Annotated in this window: 16 protein-coding genes; 10 read left to right on the top strand and 6 right to left on the bottom strand. The window is 60.0% G+C overall.

The features are described from left to right. Positions 1-144: 144 nt before the first annotated feature. Positions 145-1110: a GlxA family transcriptional regulator gene (locus tag GTU76_RS16450; protein WP_180699076.1), complete on the top strand. Its 966-nt coding sequence runs from the start codon at positions 145-147 to the stop codon at positions 1108-1110. 181 nt (positions 1111-1291) lie between these two features. On the opposite strand, the gene GTU76_RS16445 is transcribed toward GTU76_RS16450, so the two are convergent. Continuing rightward, the gene (locus GTU76_RS16445; protein WP_180699075.1) at positions 1292-3703 is read right to left on the bottom strand and encodes a penicillin acylase family protein; all 2412 of its coding nucleotides are present in this window, start codon (positions 3701-3703) and stop codon (positions 1292-1294) included. A gap of 102 nt (positions 3704-3805) precedes the next feature. Beyond that, complete coding sequence (locus GTU76_RS16440) at positions 3806-4384, bottom strand: DUF6436 domain-containing protein (protein ID WP_180699074.1); 579 nt, start codon at positions 4382-4384, stop codon at positions 3806-3808. Between the two features lie 98 nt (positions 4385-4482). On the opposite strand from GTU76_RS16440, the gene bipL reads away from it, so the two are divergent. After that, positions 4483-5430, top strand: coding sequence for a phospholipase BipL (gene bipL, locus GTU76_RS16435; protein ID WP_150706335.1), 948 nt, complete (start codon positions 4483-4485; stop codon positions 5428-5430). Positions 5431-5562: 132 nt separating this feature from the next. Here bipL and GTU76_RS16430 read toward each other — a convergent pair whose 3' ends face one another. Beyond that, positions 5563-6294, bottom strand: a complete 732-nt coding sequence (locus GTU76_RS16430) for a DUF2059 domain-containing protein (protein ID WP_180699073.1) — start codon at positions 6292-6294, stop codon at positions 5563-5565. Positions 6295-6402: 108 nt separating this feature from the next. On the opposite strand from GTU76_RS16430, the gene GTU76_RS16425 reads away from it, so the two are divergent. Continuing rightward, the gene (locus GTU76_RS16425; RefSeq protein WP_077574950.1) at positions 6403-7035 is read left to right on the top strand and encodes a 2OG-Fe(II) oxygenase; all 633 of its coding nucleotides are present in this window, start codon (positions 6403-6405) and stop codon (positions 7033-7035) included. Between the two features lies 1 nt (position 7036). Next, positions 7037-7522, top strand: coding sequence for a 2-thiouracil desulfurase family protein (locus GTU76_RS16420; protein ID WP_180699072.1), 486 nt, complete (start codon positions 7037-7039; stop codon positions 7520-7522). Positions 7523-7714: 192 nt separating this feature from the next. Here GTU76_RS16420 and GTU76_RS16415 read toward each other — a convergent pair whose 3' ends face one another. After that, on the bottom strand, positions 7715-8278 hold the full coding sequence (locus tag GTU76_RS16415) for a transporter substrate-binding domain-containing protein (protein WP_175555579.1): 564 nt from the start codon (positions 8276-8278) through the stop codon (positions 7715-7717). A gap of 135 nt (positions 8279-8413) precedes the next feature. On the opposite strand from GTU76_RS16415, the gene GTU76_RS16410 reads away from it, so the two are divergent. Continuing rightward, positions 8414-8839 (top strand): DUF4399 domain-containing protein, encoded by a 426-nt coding sequence (locus GTU76_RS16410; protein ID WP_016983788.1) that lies wholly within the window; start codon positions 8414-8416, stop codon positions 8837-8839. Between the two features lie 62 nt (positions 8840-8901). On the opposite strand, the gene serA is transcribed toward GTU76_RS16410, so the two are convergent. Continuing rightward, the gene (gene serA, locus GTU76_RS16405) at positions 8902-10131 is read right to left on the bottom strand and encodes a phosphoglycerate dehydrogenase (protein ID WP_008085296.1); all 1230 of its coding nucleotides are present in this window, start codon (positions 10129-10131) and stop codon (positions 8902-8904) included. Positions 10132-10335: 204 nt separating this feature from the next. Here serA and GTU76_RS16400 point away from each other — a divergent pair, with 204 nt between their 5' ends. From GTU76_RS16400 to GTU76_RS16385, 4 genes are all read left to right on the top strand, one after another. Beyond that, entirely contained in the window at positions 10336-11730 is a 1395-nt protein-coding gene (locus GTU76_RS16400; protein WP_110718062.1) for an FAD-binding oxidoreductase, read from the top strand. Between the two features lie 41 nt (positions 11731-11771). Further along, on the top strand, positions 11772-12437 hold the full coding sequence (locus GTU76_RS16395) for a fumarylacetoacetate hydrolase family protein (protein ID WP_007913879.1): 666 nt from the start codon (positions 11772-11774) through the stop codon (positions 12435-12437). A gap of 268 nt (positions 12438-12705) precedes the next feature. Further along, positions 12706-13629 (top strand): SdiA-regulated domain-containing protein, encoded by a 924-nt coding sequence (locus GTU76_RS16390; protein ID WP_016983786.1) that lies wholly within the window; start codon positions 12706-12708, stop codon positions 13627-13629. Positions 13630-13746: 117 nt separating this feature from the next. Then, complete coding sequence (locus GTU76_RS16385; protein ID WP_180699071.1) at positions 13747-14664, top strand: SdiA-regulated domain-containing protein; 918 nt, start codon at positions 13747-13749, stop codon at positions 14662-14664. A 145-nt stretch (positions 14665-14809) separates the two neighbouring features. On the opposite strand, the gene rpiA is transcribed toward GTU76_RS16385, so the two are convergent. Next, the gene (rpiA, locus tag GTU76_RS16380; RefSeq protein WP_007913886.1) at positions 14810-15484 is read right to left on the bottom strand and encodes a ribose-5-phosphate isomerase RpiA; all 675 of its coding nucleotides are present in this window, start codon (positions 15482-15484) and stop codon (positions 14810-14812) included. A gap of 147 nt (positions 15485-15631) precedes the next feature. On the opposite strand from rpiA, the gene ilvA reads away from it, so the two are divergent. Then, positions 15632-17146, top strand: coding sequence for a threonine ammonia-lyase, biosynthetic (gene ilvA, locus GTU76_RS16375; protein WP_180699070.1), 1515 nt, complete (start codon positions 15632-15634; stop codon positions 17144-17146). The last annotated feature ends 12 nt before the right edge of the window (positions 17147-17158 follow it).

The raw sequence follows: 17158 nt of genomic DNA, 5'->3' as shown, positions 1-17158 counted from the left end.
CTCAGTGAACGCCGTCGTGGCGCTGATGAGGAAAGTCTGTTCCCGAGGCTGAAACCGGACAATCGATCCATGGCTGCGATCCTTGCCAATCCACCTGTAAATCGTGCCAACTCGGCTCAGAGACCAAAAAGGAGCCTCCCAGCCATGAGCAAAACCGTCGCCATCGTGGTGTTCTCCGGTGTGCAGTCGCTGGATGTGAGCGGCCCGATGGATGTGTTCGCCGAGGCCAACCGCTTCCTGGCGCCCGAAGATCACTATCGGCTGCAGGTGATCGGCGTCGAGCACGGCCCAATGGCCTGTTCCAACGGCTTGACCCTCAATGCCCATCGGCATTTCAGCGAAGCACTCGACGCCTATGACCTGCTGCTGGTTGCCGGTGGTCCGCAATTGCCGTTCATGGATTTCGGCGCGACGTTCGATGATTGGCTGCGCGAGGCGTGTTCACGGGCGCAGCGCTTCGGTTCGATCTGCAATGGTGCGTTCATGCTGGCGCGAGCAGGGTTGCTGGAAGGGCGCACCGTCACCACGCACTGGAACGATGCCGAGGCGTTGGCGCAGTTGTGTCCGTCAACGCGGGTTGAAGCGGATCGCCTGTACGTCGAGGACGGCACGCTCTACACCTCGGCCGGGGTGACGGCGGGGATTGATCTGTCGCTGTACCTGCTGGCGCGAGATTACGGCGCTGACGTAGCGCTGAGCGTGGCCAAGCGTTTGGTGGTGTTTACGCAGCGCTCCGGTGGGCAGTCGCAGTTCAGCCCGTTTCTGACGCCGCATGCAGAGCCGACATCGGCGGTAGCGATGGTGCAGCTGTATGTATTGGCCAATCTCACGGGCGATCTGACGATTGCCGATCTGGCCAATGCGGCGAACATGAGTGCGCGTAACTTTTCCAGAGTGTTCGCCCGGGAGGCCAAAGTCACCCCGGCGGAGTTCGTCGAGCGGGCGCGAGTGGATGCGGCGCGGGTGATGCTGGAAAGCACGGCGGCGCCGTTGAAGACCGTGGCGTATCAGTGCGGGTTTCGGGATGCGCAGCATATGCGCGGGGTGTTCAACCGGCGGTTGGGGGTTACGCCGCAGCAGTTTCGGCTGAATTTTGCGGCGATGGTTTGACCCTCACCCCAGCCCTCTCCCAGAGGGAGAGGGGGCCGATTCGGGGAGATTGGCGAGATACGCCGACCTGAGCGAGCGGTTGTGAACCCATAATCGACACCGCTCTTTCAGGTCGATGTATGACAAAAGACACCTCGGTCAGTCCCCTCTCCCTCTGGGAAAGAGCTAGGGTGAGGGGCTCTTAAGGCGCGGCCCGCGCCGGCAACAACTTCAAGGTACTGCGCGTATTCGCCGTCACTTCTTCAGCATTGAAGTGCGCCTGCACATACATCCCGTCGACATACGCCTCAGCCTGATCGTCATAGTGGCTGTCGAACGGCACACCGCTCTGACCGACCGGGTTGATCGTCAACCCATGCGCCGGGTCAGCGAAATCCACCAGGCGTCGTGTCGATGGCCCGTAAGTCACCGGCCACGGCGCCGGGCCGATCCTCGCCGAGAGGTTGTTCGGCACTTCGTGACTGCCTGGCGCCGCAAATGGCCCGACGTTGAAAATGCGGTCCAGTGGCTTCTGCTGTCCCAGCGGATGGCCGTGAGTCAGCGTATGCGCCGCGCCCCATTTCCACTCGGCAGAGTTATCGCCGAGGGTCAGCTTCAAGTGCTGCATGCTCGCCTGCCACGCCGCGCGGACGATATCGGCGCGGGTCTCCTTGTTCGGTGTGCTGCGGTTATCCCACCACGGAGAATCGGCATTCGCCGCCAAGCGCGGCAGCGCCGCATCGATCACTCGCGTCGACAGCAATGTCTCGAAAAAATCATTGCCCAACTCATCACGCATCGCCGCATCGGTCAGGTCGTAGAGGAACTGGTTGAACACCGTCGCATTAACCGAATCCAGCGGATAGTCGCCCGGCCACTGCGCCAGTTGCTCGACCAGTTTCAGTTGCGCCGGATCGCTGACCACCTCACGCAGCACCGGTAGCAACGGTGCAAGCAATCGCGGGCCGTAACCGGTCGCCGTGCCCAGTTGCAGTTTCTGGTTGGCCTCATTGGTCCACTTCACGCTCTTGTCGCTGAGCTGACGATTGAGTTGTTGCCCGCGATCGGCGAGGTTGTAGTAACCGGGAATCTCCATGCCGGTCGGCGAGACGGGCTGGAAGTTGGCCGAGACAATGTAGCCGCGCGCCGGGTTTTCTTCCTGCGGGTTGGCGCTGAACGGGTAGAAACCGTCCTTGTCGGCCTGATTGCTGCTGCCGTCGAGAATGAATCCCGGCCGCACCCCGGCCGGGCGCTTGGGCAGCAACGCCGAAGCCCACCAGGCGATATCGCCTTTGGCGTTGGCGTAGACGAGGTTCAGCCCCGGTGCCTGCACCTTGGCTGCGGCGGCGCGGGCCTTGGCCAGCGTGTCGGCGCGGTTGAGCTGGTAGAAACCTTCGAGGATCGGGTTCGGCGTTTCGAGAAAGGCCCACCACATGGCGATCGGTGTCTTGCCGGCGGCGGTGCCGAGCGCATCGTTGACGATCGGGCCATGAGGGGATTGGCGCAGGGTGAGGGTCACAGGCGACTGTCCCTTCACATTGATTTGCTGCTCGGTGACGACCATGTCGGTCCACTGGCCGCGATACCAGACCTGATTCTGATTGTCCGGGTTGACCTTCTCGGCAATCAGATCGAGATCGTCGTTCTGGAACATGGTCAGGCTCCAGCCGAAATCGAGGTTGTGCCCCAGAAACGCAAACGGCACCAATGCCTGATGATGGCCGTACAGGTCAAAGCCCGGCGCCGACAATTGCGCCTCGTACCACACCGACGGCACCGAGAAGCGAATGTGCGGGTCACCGGCCAGCAGCGGTTTACCGCTCTGGCTGCGGCTGCCGGCAATCACCCAGGCGTTGCTGCCTTCGAACTGCGGCAAACCATTGTCGATCAGCGCTTGTTCGCTGAGGCGGGCGAGGGCGTTGAGGTCTTTCCAGTCGCCAGCGGCAAGTGCCGGCGCTGGCTTGGCGTGACCGTTGACCAGCGCGCCTTTGGGCTGCCAGTCGAGGTCGAACACGTTGAGGTAATCGGCGCCGAGCTGATCGCGCACGTAGGTCAGCAGCGGCTCGGTACGAAACGCCGCGGCAAAGCTATAGGCCATGTAGCCAGCGACACTGATGCTGTCTTCTGCCGTGAACGGCCGCTTGGGGATGCCCAGTACGTCGAACTCGATTGGCGCGGCGTGGCTGTCCTGATATTGGTTGATGCCATCCAGATAGGCTTGCAGGCCTTTCCACGCCGGTGACTGTTTATCGAGACTGGCGACATAACTGGCCGCGCGTTCGCGGATGCGCAGGCTGCGGAACAGTTTGTCGGTGTCGAGCAGCTTCGGCCCGAGCACTTCCGCCAGTTCACCACGGGCAAGACGGCGCATGGCTTCCATCTGGAACAGCCGATCCTGGGCATGCACGTAGCCGAGGGCGCGGTAGAGATCGGTTTCGTTCTCGGCGCGGATGTGCGGTACACCGCGTTCGTCATAGCGCACGGTCACCGAACCTTGCAGATTGCGCAGTTCGACCTGGCCCTGGCGCGTCGGTTGTTTGCTGTAGACATACCAGCCGACGCCGGCAAGCAGAACAACGATGAGCAAGCCAATTACGGTGAACACGCGCTTCATGGTGACTCCTTGTGCATGCGGGATTGCCGCCCGTCGGGCTGCAAACAATTAGCACAGACCCTCCGGCCCGTGCAGCGCTGTCCTTGAAAAGTCCGGAATGCCTTACTGCGCCTCCACCGGCCACGGGCAGTAACACCCGACCGCCAGGGTGTGCGTGGCATTGACCGGGCGATCTTCCGTCAGGGCATTCAAAATCGGTTCGATAAAGCTGTTGCTGGAGTTGCAGGTCAGGCCTTCGCTGTACGGGCCGAAGTACGCCAGTTTGCCGCTGCGGTCCCAGATCGCCACGGCCGGGCTGGCCGGCACCTGTTCGGAGCCGGGCAATATCGTGATGATTTTCAGGCTGCTGAGGGTCGCGGGCAACTGCCCGTGGCTGCCAGTCTTTTGCACCGCGAAGAACTCGACACCCTTGGCGCCGAACTGCTCGACCATCTCGGTCAGGTGCTGTTGGTTGCCGACATTGCACGGGCAAGCCGGGTCCCAGAAATGCACCAGACGAATCTTGCCGGGGCCAGCGAGATTGTCCGGCAGGCGCAGCGGATCACCGGAAAACACCGCCGTGTGTTCGCTGAATGCGCGCAGATAACGCCCTTGAAACCAATCGTACGCGGCCCACAGCACCCCGGCGCAAATCAGCGCGAGCAGGCTGGCAAACAGTGCGGTGCGGTAGGGCGAACGCATGGATTTGATTCCTCAGAGGCGGGCTAGCTTGCCATGTCTGCCACGACAGATGAATATCGCAGGCCGATAAAGTCTGTTCACCGCTTTGGAATTCCCGCATGCCTGCAACTTTCGACCCCGATCAAATCCGCGCCAGCCTCAAGCCTTTGGCTGAGTGGCAGCCGTTGTCGGACGAAGCAAAGGCTTATCAGCGCTTCTACCAGACCGACTTTCCCCATCGCGATGTCTGGCGTGGCATGGGCCGTTTCGAAGTCGATGGCTATGAAGTGGTGAGCCATTGCTGGTGGCCGGAGAAGGTCAAGGCGACGCTGTTTCTGCTGCACGGTTATTACGATCACGTCGGGCTTTACCGGCATGTGATCGAGTGGGCGCTGGATCAGGATTTCGCGGTGATCGCCTGCGATTTGCCGGGCCATGGCCTGTCGAGTGGGCCGCGCGCGAGCATTCGCGATTTCTCTGAATACCAGGACGTCCTGCAAGCGCTGTTTGCCGAGGCGCAGTCGATCGCGCTGCCGCAGCCGTGGCATCTGTGCGGGCAGAGCACCGGCGGGGCGATTGTGGTCGATCATTTGCTCAATCATGCGGAAAACAGCCCGGCGCAGGGTCAGGTGATTTTGATGGCGCCACTGGTTCGGCCGCGAGCGTGGGGCTGGTCGCAACTGAGCTATTACCTGCTCAGGCCTTTCGTCAGAGGTGTTGCGCGGCGCTTCAGCGAGAACTCCAACGATCCGGATTTCCTGCCGTTTCTGCAGGCTGATCCGTTGCAGCCGCGACGCTTGCCGACGAAATGGGTGGGGGCGTTGTCGCGCTGGATCATTCGCGTCGAACACGCGAAAAAAAGTCCGCGACGGCCGCTGATCATTCAGGGGCAGGCGGACATGACCGTGGACTGGCAGCACAATTTGCAGGTATTGAAATGGAAGTTCGACCGGCCGCAGATCTTGCTGCTGGCCGAGGCGCGGCATCATCTGGCGAACGAGACGGTGGAGATGCGTGAGGAGTATTTCGAGTTTTTGAGCAAGCGGATCAGGGGCCGGAATCTCTAGCGCCTGTGAGGGCACTTTCGCGAGCAAGCTCGCTCCCACAGGGGCTTGGGGATGTTCACAATTTTGTGTTCGCTGAAGATCCAAATGTGGGAGCGAGCTTGCTCGCGAAGGCGGTTTGTCAGGCAACAAGGATCACTGCCCGACCGCCAACCCTGCGCGAATCGCCGCCAGCGCCGCCTGATAGTAGGCCTTGCCTTCAGTCGACTCGGCAAACGTCGCGAACTCTTCCAGCTCTTCATCCGACAGGTCGCGATAGACGTAGAGCAACGTGTTGTTCATGTCCGCGCCGATCTGATCCATCAAACGCTGGCGCTGACCATTCAACATGCCCTGCGCCTGACCGCCGCCGAGCAGTCCCGGGATCATCGAACTCAAACTGTCCGCCGCCACGCCTGCAATCGCCAGACTCACTTCGGCGCCGGCTTCACGTGCCGGCAAGGCTTGAGCAAGGTGGCCGATGATCAGCAGTCGGCTGTCGCTGACCTGCATCTTTGGCAGGCCCTTGGCGTTTTTCGCCAATTGATCGCGACGGGTCGCGAGCAATTCAGCGGCGACGATCTTTCTGCCCAGCGGCGATTGAAAGAAGGTCAGCGCCGGTTTCGGGTCGGCAAGCTTCTGCCGCAGTTGCGCTTCGGCGCGCTGATCCACGGCCTGCGGAGCAAAGCGCTGATTGCTGTTGTTCACCAAGGCCTGAAACACGGCGGGCGGCAGGCTGTTCTGATAGCGCTGCTGTGCGGCGCTCAGGGCGTCATTGAAATGCGCACGTTGATCTGGCCAGCCGGCGACCTTGTACAACTGATCGTGGCCGTCCGCCCAAGCGGGCAAAACGCAGAGCATCAACAGTGAAAAAAGCAAACGGCGCATAGGGACTCCTGTCAGCAGCGGACTATTCTCCGTGCGGTGCAGGTACTTGTCGAGAATTCGTATCAAGCCGCCGCGTGGCTCTGTCGGATTTCTTGCCGCCGACATACTATGCGCGCCATGCAAATATCCTCTGAACACCCACTGCTGTTACGCATTGTCGACGATCTGGCCGAACACGGCTGGTCGCAGCAGAACATATTCCTGCCCGCCGGTTTGACCCGCGAGCTGGCGGCCGAGTGCCGTAAACGTGAGGCCGAAGGTGAACTGGCGCCGGCGGCGGTTGGCCGTGGGCCGTTTTCAGAGATTCGCGAGGGTATTCGTGGCGACCACATTCAGTGGATCGACCCCGGTCAGGCCGAGGCCAGCGACCGCTATCTGAACCTGATGGAGAGCCTGCGCGAGGCGCTCAACCGTGGCCTGTTTCTTGGTCTTGAGGACTTTGAATGCCATTTCGCGCTGTATCCGCCGGGTGCTTTTTATCGCAAGCACGTCGACCGTTTCCGCGACGATGACAAGCGCATGGTCTCAGTGGTGGTCTACCTCAATGACGCGTGGCTGCCGGAAGATGGCGGTCAGTTGCGCATGTACCTGAATGATGAGCGTGTGCACGACGTGCAGCCTACGGGCGGTTGTCTGGTGGTGTTCCTTTCCGGTGAAGTGCCTCATGAAGTGCTGCCGGCGAACCGCGAGCGCCTGTCGCTGACTGGCTGGTTCCGCCGTCGTGGCAACGAGCCGTTCTGAGATGCACAGGATTCTGGTCAGTCGCTGCCTGCTGGGTCATCGCGTACGTTACGACGGTGGCGCGAGCGGGCCGTTTGATCTGCTTGAACAGTGGATTGCCGAAGGGCGGGTGGTGCCGTTGTGTCCGGAAGTCGCTGGTGGATTGCCGACGCCACGGGCGGCGGCGGAGATTCCGGGCGGGCAGGGTGGTGAAGTGCTCGATGGTGTCGCGGCGGTGATTACCACCGAGGGCGAGGATGTCAGTGCGCAGTTTCTGGATGGCGCGCGGCAGGCGCTGGAACTGGTGCAGAAATATGGCATCCGCGTGGCGGTGCTTAAGGCCAACAGTCCTTCTTGCGGGAATTTGCTGACTTACGACGGGACGTTCAGCGGGGTCAAAATCTCTGGTGAGGGCGTGACGGCCGCGTTGCTCAAGCGCCATGGTGTGCAAGTCTTCAGCGAACTCGAACTGCCGCAAGCAGCGCTGGCCCTGGCTGCTTTGGACTGATCCTGAATCGTTGCCCTCACCCCAGCCCTCTCCCAGGGGAGAGGGGGCCGACCGAAATGTCTGGCGCTATTCATCGACCTGAAAGACCTTGTCGATTATGGATTCGGCAAAGTAGGTTCAGGTCGGCGTATCTCTGAAGCATCCCCCATTCAGTCCCCTCTCCCTCTGGGAGAGGGCTAGGGTGAGGGGCTTTCAAGGCTTCAACCACTTCTCGGTCAGCGCTGCCAGGCGCCCGTCGTCCTTGATCCGCTGCATCGCACTCGCAAGGCTGGCCTGAAACGCCGGATTACCTTTCTGAAACGGTATCGCCAAATTCACCGGCTCCGCCGCTTTCGGCTTCTCTTCCGTCAACGCCTGCACCAACACCATCGGCCGTGGCTGCTCATCCTTCTTCGCCAACAACTGCGAATCGACCTTGCCGTACGGCTCGCTGAAGTCGAAACGATCCTTGAGTTCGGGTGTCAGTGCTATGTGGTTGAGCGCGACGTCGTACTTGCCGCTTTCAACGCCCTGGAGCAGATCGGCCTCGTCGGTGACGATGAAGTCGGCGCGCACATCCAGTTCGTTGGCCAGCAGTTGCCCAAGCTCGACCTCGAACCCCGTGAGGGTGTCGCCTTCCTTGAAATTGAAGGGCGGTGTATTAGCCTCAAGGGCTATGCGCAGCTCGCCACGGTCGTTGACGTCATCAATCAGTTCGGCGTGGGCCAGTGGGCTCAAAAGGGGTAGCAGGCAGATCAGGCCAGGCAGAAAACGCATGGTCACTCCTTTGAAATCATTATCGCGACGCTCTGAGTCAGGCTCGCTTTGCTATGGTTGTCGAGTGCCTTCGACAACGAATGGTCATGAAGTTGTCATGACCGTGCGGATTTTACGGAAAAACTGGAGAAGAAAATGAAAAGCTTTATGTCACGTGCAGCGTTCGCGGGTGTGCTGATGGGCGTTTCGGTGCTGGCCAGTGCGGCTACTCCGGCCCCCAAAGGCGCTGAAGTGTTCATCGTTTCTCCCAAAGACGGGGCCACGGTTTCGCAGACCTTCACCGTCAAATTCGGTACCAAGGACGTCGCACTGGCGCCGGCCGGTGACGTCACCAAGAACACCGGTCACCATCACCTGCTGATCGACGCCAAGGAAATTGTTCCTGCCGGTTCGGTCGTCCCTACCGATGCCAACCATATGCACTTCGGCAAGGCGCAGACCCAGGCTGACATCAAGCTCGCCCCGGGCAAACACACCTTGCAGCTGGAACTTGGCGACAGCGGTCACATGGCATTCGACCCGCCAATCGTCTCGAAGAAAATCACCATCAACGTCGAATAAGTTTTCGCCGTGCATGAAAAAGGGAGCCCGAAGGCTCCCTTTTTTTGTCGCTCAACGCTTGATCAGAACAACACACGGCTACGGATAGTACCGTTGATGTGCTGCAGCTTCTCTTGCGCCAGGTCCGAGTACTCGGCGTCGACGTCGATCACCACGTAGCCAACCTTCTCGTTGGTCTGCAGGAACTGACCGGAGATGTTGATGCCGTTTTCGGCGAAGACCTTGTTGATCTCGCTCATCACACCCGGGATGTTCTCGTGGATGTGCAGCAGGCGGTGTTTGCCAGGGTGAGCCGGCAGGGCCACTTCCGGGAAGTTCACCGACGAAACGGAGGTACCGTTGTCGCTGTACTTGACCAGTTTCTCGGCCACTTCCAGACCGATGTTGGCTTGCGCTTCGGCGGTCGAGCCACCGATGTGCGGGGTCAGGATCACGTTGTCGAGGCCACGCAGCGGGCTTTCGAACTCTTCGTCGTTGGAGCGTGGCTCCACCGGGAAGACGTCGATGGCCGCGCCGATCAGGTGCTTGTCCTTGATCGCGTCCGCAAGGGCGTCCAGCTCGACCACGGTACCGCGAGCAGCGTTGATCAGGATGCCGCCCTTCTTGATGGCGCGGATTTCCTTTTCGCCGATCATCCACTGGGTCGCAGCGGTTTCTGGAACGTGCAGGGTGACGATGTCGGACATGCCCAGCAGCTCGGTCAGGCTACCGATTTGAGTGGCGTTGCCCAGTGGCAGCTTGGTCACGGTGTCATAGAAATACACCTGCATGCCCAGACCTTCAGCCAGAACCGACAACTGAGTACCGATCGAACCGTAGCCGACGATGCCGAGCTTCTTGCCACGGATCTCGAAGGAGTTGGCTGCGGATTTGATCCAGCCGCCACGGTGGCAGGAAGCGTTTTTCTCCGGGATGCCGCGCAGCAGCAGGATCGCTTCGGCCAGCACCAGCTCGGCAACGGAACGGGTGTTGGAGTACGGCGCGTTGAACACGGCGATGCCGCGCTCGCGGGCAGCACTCAGGTCAACCTGGTTGGTGCCGATGCAGAAACAGCCGACCGCTACCAGCTTCTTCGCGTGATCGAAGATCTCTTCGGTCAGTTGGGTGCGCGAACGAATGCCGATGAAGTGAGCGTCAGCGATCTTTTCCTTGAGCTGGGCTTCCGGCAAGGAACCTGTCAGGTATTCGATGCTGGTGTAGCCCGCCGCCTTGAGGACGTCGACAGCCGATTGGTGGACGCCTTCGAGAAGAAGGAACTTGATCTTGCTCTTATCGAGAGAAGTCTTGCTCATCTGCGTAAACCTGTATCCCGGAGAAAAATGGCAGGAAATGGTCAACAGACGCTGACCCGGACGACAAGAAAGTCGTCTCCGCGGATCTGGCCTTGGGCACTGTCCTGCGGGGTCGATATGCTAGCATAGCCTCCCCGCTAAACACTCATTCCTGCGACGTGAAGCGTTCTCAGGATGACCATGAATTGTTCGAGAGTTCTGTCGATGACCAATCCTGCCCTGATTGATGAACTGAAGACCCTGGTCGAGCCTGGCAAGGTCCTGACCGACGCCGACTCCCTGAATGCGTACGGCAAGGATTGGACCAAGCACTTCGCCCCGGCGCCCAGCGCCATCGTGTTTCCCAAGACCATCGAGCAGGTGCAGGCCGTGGTCCGCTGGGCCAACGCGCACAAGGTCGCGCTGGTGCCATCGGGCGGGCGCACCGGGCTTTCCGCCGCTGCGGTGGCCGCGAATGGCGAAGTGGTCGTTTCGTTCGACTACATGAATCAGATTCTCGACGTGAACCTCACCGACCGCACCGCCGTTTGTCAGCCGGGCGTGGTCACCGAGCATTTGCAGAACGTCGCTGAAGAAAAGGGCCTGTACTACCCGGTCGACTTCGCTTCGGCAGGTTCCAGCCAGATTGGCGGCAATATCGGCACCAATGCCGGCGGAATCAAGGTGATTCGCTACGGCATGACCCGCAACTGGGTCGCCGGCATGAAAGTCGTCACCGGCAAGGGCGATGTGCTCGAACTGAACAAAGACCTGATCAAGAACGCCACCGGCTATGACTTGCGCCAGTTGTTCATCGGCGCTGAAGGCACCCTCGGTTTTGTCGTCGAGGCGACCATGCGCCTTGATCGTGCGCCGAAAAATCTCACCGCGATGGTCCTCGGCACCGCCGATTTCGACTCGATCATGCCGGTGCTGCATGCCTTTCAAGGCAAGCTCGATCTGACCGCCTTCGAATTCTTCTCCGACAAGGCTCTGGCCAAGGTCATGGGCCGTGGCGACGTACCGGCGCCGTTCGAAACCGATTGCCCGTTCTATGCCTTGCTGGAATTCGAAGCGACCACCGAAGAAGTGGCCAACAGCGCGCTGGAAACCTTCGAGCATTGCGTCGAGCAGGGCTGGGTGCTGGACGGCGTGATGAGCCAGAGCGAAACCCAACTGCAGAATCTGTGGAAGCTGCGCGAGTACATCTCCGAAACCATCTCGCACTGGACGCCGTACAAGAACGACATCTCGGTCACCGTATCGAAAGTGCCAGCGTTCCTGAAGGAAATCGATGCGATCGTCGGCGAACACTATCCGGATTTTGAAATCGTCTGGTTCGGCCACATCGGCGACGGCAACCTGCATTTGAACATTCTCAAGCCGGATAACCTGAGCAAGGATGAGTTCTTCGCCAAGTGCGCGACTGTCAACAAGTGGGTGTTCGAAACCGTCGAGAAGTACAACGGTTCGATTTCCGCCGAGCACGGCGTGGGCATGACCAAGCGCGATTACTTGACCTACAGCCGCTCGCCGGTTGAGATCGAGTACATGAAAGCGGTGAAAGCGGTGTTCGACCCGAACGGCATCATGAACCCGGGCAAGATTTTCGCGGTTTGATCGGCAATCTTTGATGAATCAATGAAGGCAGGAGTCGGTAAATGAGCTATCAGCACCAGTACGTCGACGGCACGCGCATCCACTTCCCGATCGGGAAAGTCGTGTGCATTGGCCGTAATTACGCCGAACACGCCAAGGAACTGGACAACCCGGTGCCTACCGAGCCGTTGCTGTTCATCAAGCCGGGCAGTTGCGTGGTTGAGCTGGAGGGTGGGTTCGCCATTCCGACCGAGCGCGGTTCGGTGCACTACGAAGCGGAAATCGCCGTGTTGATCGGCAAGCCATTGTCGACCAAACCGAGCCGTGAAGAAGTGCTGGATGCGATCTCCGGTTTCGCCCCGGCGCTCGATCTGACCTTGCGCGACAAGCAGGCCGAGCTGAAAGCCAAGGGCCTACCGTGGGAAATCGCCAAGTCGTTCGACGGCGCGGCGGTGCTTGCACCGTTCGTGGTCGGCAGCACTTTTGCTGACCTGACCGACATCGGTATCCGCCTGACCATCAACGGCGAAGTGCGTCAGGACGGCAACAGCAGCGCGATGCTCAACCCGATCGTGCCGATGATCCAGCACATGGCCGGCTGCTTCTCGCTGCAGGCCGGTGACGTGATCCTCACCGGCACGCCAGTCGGCGTTGGCCCGCTGAACGTGGGCGATGACATCGTCCTCGAACTGGTCGGTGCGAGCAGCTTCACCAGCAGCGTGCGCTAACCGCCACACTGCAAATCCTCTGTGGGAGCGAGCTTGCTCGCGAAAGCATTTTGTCAGTCAGCAAAGATGTCGACTGACACTCTGCCTTCGCGAGCAAGCTCGCTCCCACATTGTTTTGTGCTGCCCTGAAGATCGCTGGCAACACACGACAATCCCGCCATTTGCCGTTTTTTTCACATCCTGTACGGATAATTCCTCTCATTCTGGCGTCTGAGCCGGCCTCTTTGTGCTATTACCCTTAGCCTGAATTTTCGGAACGCGTCCCTCGATGTCATCTCAAACTCAGCTCAAACCCACTCGCCGTTCACGTTTCGCCCTGCGTTGGTATGTCTGGCTCTTGCTGGTGATTGCCGCCGCATACGCCTTGGCGTTTGCCATGCACTGGGATGATCGCGGTGTGCTTTGGCTGCAGGAGCGCTTCGAAAGCCAGGCCGAGCAGAAAGAAAGCATCTGGCTACCGGACTATCGAGTGGTGATCGATGCCAAGCCGCTCAAGGGGATGGAGAAGGACGAAGCTTCGGATCTGGCGTACAACCCGCAGACCAAAACGCTGTTTTCAGTGATGGGTAAAAACCCGTTTCTCGCCGAACTGACCTTGCAAGGTGATGTGCTGCGCAAGATGCCGTTGGTGGGCTGGAGCAACCCGGAAGGCCTGACCGTCATGGAAAACGGCTTGATGGCGATTGTCGATGAGCGCCAGCACATGCTGTCGATCGTCAAGGTCGACGCCAATACCCGCGAATTGAACATCGCCGACTTCCCCAAATACGATCTCGGTCCGTCGAAAGACCAGAACAAAGCCTTCGAAGCGATTACCTGGGATTCCCACAACCAGCAATTGCTGCTCGGTGAGGAGCGGCCACCGGCGCTGTTCACCTGGAAGAGCGACGGCAGCCAGACCCTCAAGGGCGACAAGCAAAAACTCGCCAGTGATGAACTGGATATTCGCAATCTCTCGGCACTGGCGATCGATCCCCGCACGCGTCACACCCTGGTGCTCTCTGCCGATTCACATCTGCTGCTGGAGCTGGACGAGAAGGGCGAGCAAGTCAGCTTCATGACCCTGCTCGGCGGCTTCAACGGTCTGAAGAACACCATCCCCCGCGCCGAAGGCGTGACCATGGACGAGGTAGGCACGCTGTACATGGTCAGCGAGCCGAACCTGTTCTATCGCTTCGAAAAACAGCAATAAATGTCCTAGCGGCAATTTCAGACAAGTCTGATTGTCCTGACAGGCAAGTGGCCATTAAGCTTCAGTTCAGACGGGCGTGATATTTCATCCGCCTGTCTTGATCCCGAGCCCACCCGAATGCGTCGACTTGCCCGTCCCAAACCTCTGATGATCATCCTGTCGGTGATTGCCCTGATCGCATTGATCGCGCTCGGCCAATACATGCGTCTGTTCGAACGCGCCTGGTTCAACCTGCACACGTTGTGGCAGCCGCAGAGTAGCGAGTCGATCGGGCTGGATCAGTATCGCGTCGAGATTGAGGCGCGGGTCATCGAGGGTCTGGACGATGATGTCTCGGCGCTGACCTTCGATCCGGTGCGCAAAAGCCTGTTCACCGTGACCAACAAGAATTCCGAGCTGGTCGAACTGTCGCTGGAAGGCAAGATCCTGCGGCGCATTGCCCTGATTGGTTTTGGCGATCCGGAAGCTGTCGAGTACATCAGCGCCGACACCTACGTGATCACTGACGAGCGTCAGCAGCGGCTGATCAAGATTCACCTGGAAGCAGATACCACGTTCCTCGACGCGGCGGACGCCGAGCAGATGACCCTTGGCGTACATATGGCCAGCAACAAAGGTTTTGAAGGTCTGGCGTATGACTCGGTGGGCAAGCGCCTGTTTGTTGCGAAGGAACGCAACCCGATGCTGATCTACGAAGTGCACGGTTTTCCGCACTTCAATCCGGAGAAGTCCTACGCGGTGCATGTGATCAACGACCCGAAGCGCGATGCCGGGATGTTTGTGCGCGATCTGTCGAGCCTGCAATACGACGAGCGCAGTGGGCATTTATTGGCGCTGTCGGATGAGTCGCGGCTGATTCTGGAGCTGGATGTCGGTGGACGGCCGTTGAGCACGATGTCCATCAGTGGCGGGCGTCAGGGTTTGAAGAAGACCGTACCGCAGGCGGAAGGCATTGCCATGGATGATGACGGGACGTTGTATCTGGTGAGCGAGCCGAACCTGTTCTACGTCTTCAAAAAACCAGCACAACCCTGACCAACACCACAAAACACTGTGGGAGCGAGCTTGCTCGCGAATGCGTCAGTTCAGCCAACATCTTCATTGGCTGACACGACGCCTTCGCGAGCAAGCTCGCTCCCACAGGTTTATTCATCTGCCCATAAAGTGTGGGCAGTCTGGATTACTCAGCCTTGAGGGTTTTCACACCTTCGCTAGTACCCAGCAGCAACAGATCCGCCGGACGCGCCGCGAACAAGCCATTGGTGACCACGCCGACAATCGCATTGATCTGCGCTTCCAGCTCCACCGGGTTGGTGATTTGCAGGTTGAACACGTCGAGGATGATGTTGCCGTTATCGGTTAGCACGCCTTCGCGATACACCGGGTCGCCGCCCAGTTTCACCAGTTGGCGGGCGACGTGGCTGCGGGCCATCGGGATCACTTCGACTGGCAGCGGGAACTCGCCCAGCACCGGCACCAGTTTGCTGGCGTCGGCGATGCAGATGAAGGTCTTGGCCACGGCCGCAACGATCTTCTCGCGAGTCAGTGCAGCACCGCCGCCCTTGATCAGGTTCAGGTGCGCGTCGCTTTCATCGGCGCCATCAACGTAGAACTCCAGGTCGCTGACAGTGTTCAGTTCGTACACCGGAATCCCGTGGCCTTTCAGGCGCGCGGCAGTGGCTTCGGAACTGGCGACGGCGCCATCGAACGCACCTTTGTGCTGGGCCAGGGCATCGATGAAGCAGTTGGCGGTGGAGCCGGTGCCGACCCCGACGATGCTCTTGTCGTCGAGTTTCGGAAGGATGAAGTCGACGGCGGCCTGAGCCACTGCCTGTTTGAGTTGATCCTGGGTCATGCGGGCTCCGGAAGCGGGCAAGGAGAGAACGGAAAGGCCGGCATTATAGCCGCAAGCGTGGCTAAAACCTCTGGATTCGTGTGGTCGTGCGGGCAAAAGCCGGGTTAGACTCCTCGGTCCCGCTCAACCGCTCAGTGATGCTTTCCGATGCTCGAACAGTACGTCAAAAAGATCCTCACCTCGCGCGTTTATGACGTTGCCGTAGAAACCCCGCTGCAGAACGCCCGCCAGCTCTCCGAGCGGCTGGGCAATGACATTTGGCTCAAGCGTGAAGACTTGCAGCCAGTGTTCTCGTTCAAGATTCGCGGCGCCTACAACAAACTGACGCAACTGAGCGATGAAGAGCGCGCCCGTGGCGTAGTCACCGCGTCGGCGGGCAACCATGCGCAAGGTCTGGCCCTGGCGGCGAAAGTGCTGGGCGTCAAAGCCACCATCGTCATGCCCAAGACCACCCCCGAGATCAAAGTCGAAGGCGTGCGTTCGCGTGGCGGCAAAGTGGTGCTGCACGGTGATTCGTTCCCGGAAGCCCTGGCCTACTCGCTGAAACTGGTCGATGAAAAAGGCTACGTCTACATCCACCCGTATGACGATCCGCACACCATTGCCGGGCAGGGCACCGTGGCGATGGAAATTCTGCGCCAGCACCCGCAGCCGCTGGACGCGATTTTCGTCCCGGTCGGTGGCGGCGGTCTGATCGCCGGTATTGCTGCGTACGTGAAATACCTGCGCCCGGACATCAAAGTCATTGGCGTCGAGCCGGACGACTCCAACTGCCTGCAAGCGGCGATGGCTGCGGGTGAGCGCGTGGTGTTGCCGACCGTGGGCATCTTCGCCGACGGCGTGGCGGTGGCACAGATCGGCCAGCACACCTTCGACATCTGCAAAGACTACGTCGATGAAGTGATCACCGTCAGCACTGACGAGATCTGTGCGGCGATCAAGGATATCTACGACGATACCCGCTCGATCACCGAACCTGCCGGTGCGTTAGGCGTGGCCGGGATCAAGAAGTACGTTGAGTTGCGCGGTGTAAGTGGCCAGACCTTCGTCGCCATCGACTCCGGCGCCAACGTCAACTTCGACCGCTTGCGCCACGTTGCCGAGCGCGCCGAACTGGGCGAGGGTCGCGAAGCGATCATCGCCGTGACCATCCCCGAAAAGGCGGGCAGCTTCAAGGCGTTCTGCGAAGCCATCGGCAAGCGCCAGATCACCGAATTCAACTACCGCTACAACACCGGCAGCGAAGCACACATCTTCGTTGGCGTGCAGACTCACCCGGAAAATGACCCGCGCAGTGCGCTGCTCGCGAGCCTCACCGAACAAGGCTTCCCGGTGCTCGACCTGACCGACAACGAACTGGCCAAACTGCACATCCGCCACATGGTCGGCGGCCACGCGGCGCACGTGATTGATGAAGTGGTATTCCGCTTCGAATTCCCGGAGCGTCCCGGCGCGCTGTTCAACTTCCTTAATAAGCTGGGCGGGCGCTGGAATATCTCGATGTTCCACTACCGCAACCACGGCGCCGCCGATGGCCGTGTGGTCGCGGGCCTGCAAGTGCCGCACGACGAGCGTCATCTAGTGCCGGCGGCGCTTGAAGAAATCGGATACCCGTACTGGGATGAAAGCGAGAACCCGGCCTATCAGCTGTTTCTTGGCTGAGCGGCTACGCTG

Source organism: Pseudomonas crudilactis (genome assembly GCF_013433315.1).
Classification (GTDB): Bacteria; Pseudomonadota; Gammaproteobacteria; order Pseudomonadales; family Pseudomonadaceae; genus Aquipseudomonas; species Aquipseudomonas crudilactis.
This window is presented reverse-complemented; position numbering and strand designations above follow the sequence as displayed.

What these genes read in the sequence shown, in the direction of transcription:
- GTU76_RS16450 (WP_180699076.1), top strand. Translation starts at nt 145, where the DNA reads ATGAGCAAAACCGTCGCCATCGTGGTGTTCTCCGGTGTGCAGTCGCTG.
- GTU76_RS16445 (WP_180699075.1), bottom strand. Translation starts at nt 3,703, where the DNA reads ATGAAGCGCGTGTTCACCGTAATTGGCTTGCTCATCGTTGTTCTGCTT.
- GTU76_RS16440 (WP_180699074.1), bottom strand. Translation starts at nt 4,384, where the DNA reads ATGCGTTCGCCCTACCGCACCGCACTGTTTGCCAGCCTGCTCGCGCTG.
- bipL (WP_150706335.1), top strand. Translation starts at nt 4,483, where the DNA reads ATGCCTGCAACTTTCGACCCCGATCAAATCCGCGCCAGCCTCAAGCCT.
- GTU76_RS16430 (WP_180699073.1), bottom strand. Translation starts at nt 6,294, where the DNA reads ATGCGCCGTTTGCTTTTTTCACTGTTGATGCTCTGCGTTTTGCCCGCT.
- GTU76_RS16425 (WP_077574950.1), top strand. Translation starts at nt 6,403, where the DNA reads ATGCGCGCCATGCAAATATCCTCTGAACACCCACTGCTGTTACGCATT.
- GTU76_RS16420 (WP_180699072.1), top strand. Translation starts at nt 7,037, where the DNA reads ATGCACAGGATTCTGGTCAGTCGCTGCCTGCTGGGTCATCGCGTACGT.
- GTU76_RS16415 (WP_175555579.1), bottom strand. Translation starts at nt 8,278, where the DNA reads ATGCGTTTTCTGCCTGGCCTGATCTGCCTGCTACCCCTTTTGAGCCCA.
- GTU76_RS16410 (WP_016983788.1), top strand. Translation starts at nt 8,414, where the DNA reads ATGAAAAGCTTTATGTCACGTGCAGCGTTCGCGGGTGTGCTGATGGGC.
- serA (WP_008085296.1), bottom strand. Translation starts at nt 10,131, where the DNA reads ATGAGCAAGACTTCTCTCGATAAGAGCAAGATCAAGTTCCTTCTTCTC.
- GTU76_RS16400 (WP_110718062.1), top strand. Translation starts at nt 10,336, where the DNA reads ATGACCAATCCTGCCCTGATTGATGAACTGAAGACCCTGGTCGAGCCT.
- GTU76_RS16395 (WP_007913879.1), top strand. Translation starts at nt 11,772, where the DNA reads ATGAGCTATCAGCACCAGTACGTCGACGGCACGCGCATCCACTTCCCG.
- GTU76_RS16390 (WP_016983786.1), top strand. Translation starts at nt 12,706, where the DNA reads ATGTCATCTCAAACTCAGCTCAAACCCACTCGCCGTTCACGTTTCGCC.
- GTU76_RS16385 (WP_180699071.1), top strand. Translation starts at nt 13,747, where the DNA reads ATGCGTCGACTTGCCCGTCCCAAACCTCTGATGATCATCCTGTCGGTG.
- rpiA (WP_007913886.1), bottom strand. Translation starts at nt 15,484, where the DNA reads ATGACCCAGGATCAACTCAAACAGGCAGTGGCTCAGGCCGCCGTCGAC.
- ilvA (WP_180699070.1), top strand. Translation starts at nt 15,632, where the DNA reads ATGCTCGAACAGTACGTCAAAAAGATCCTCACCTCGCGCGTTTATGAC.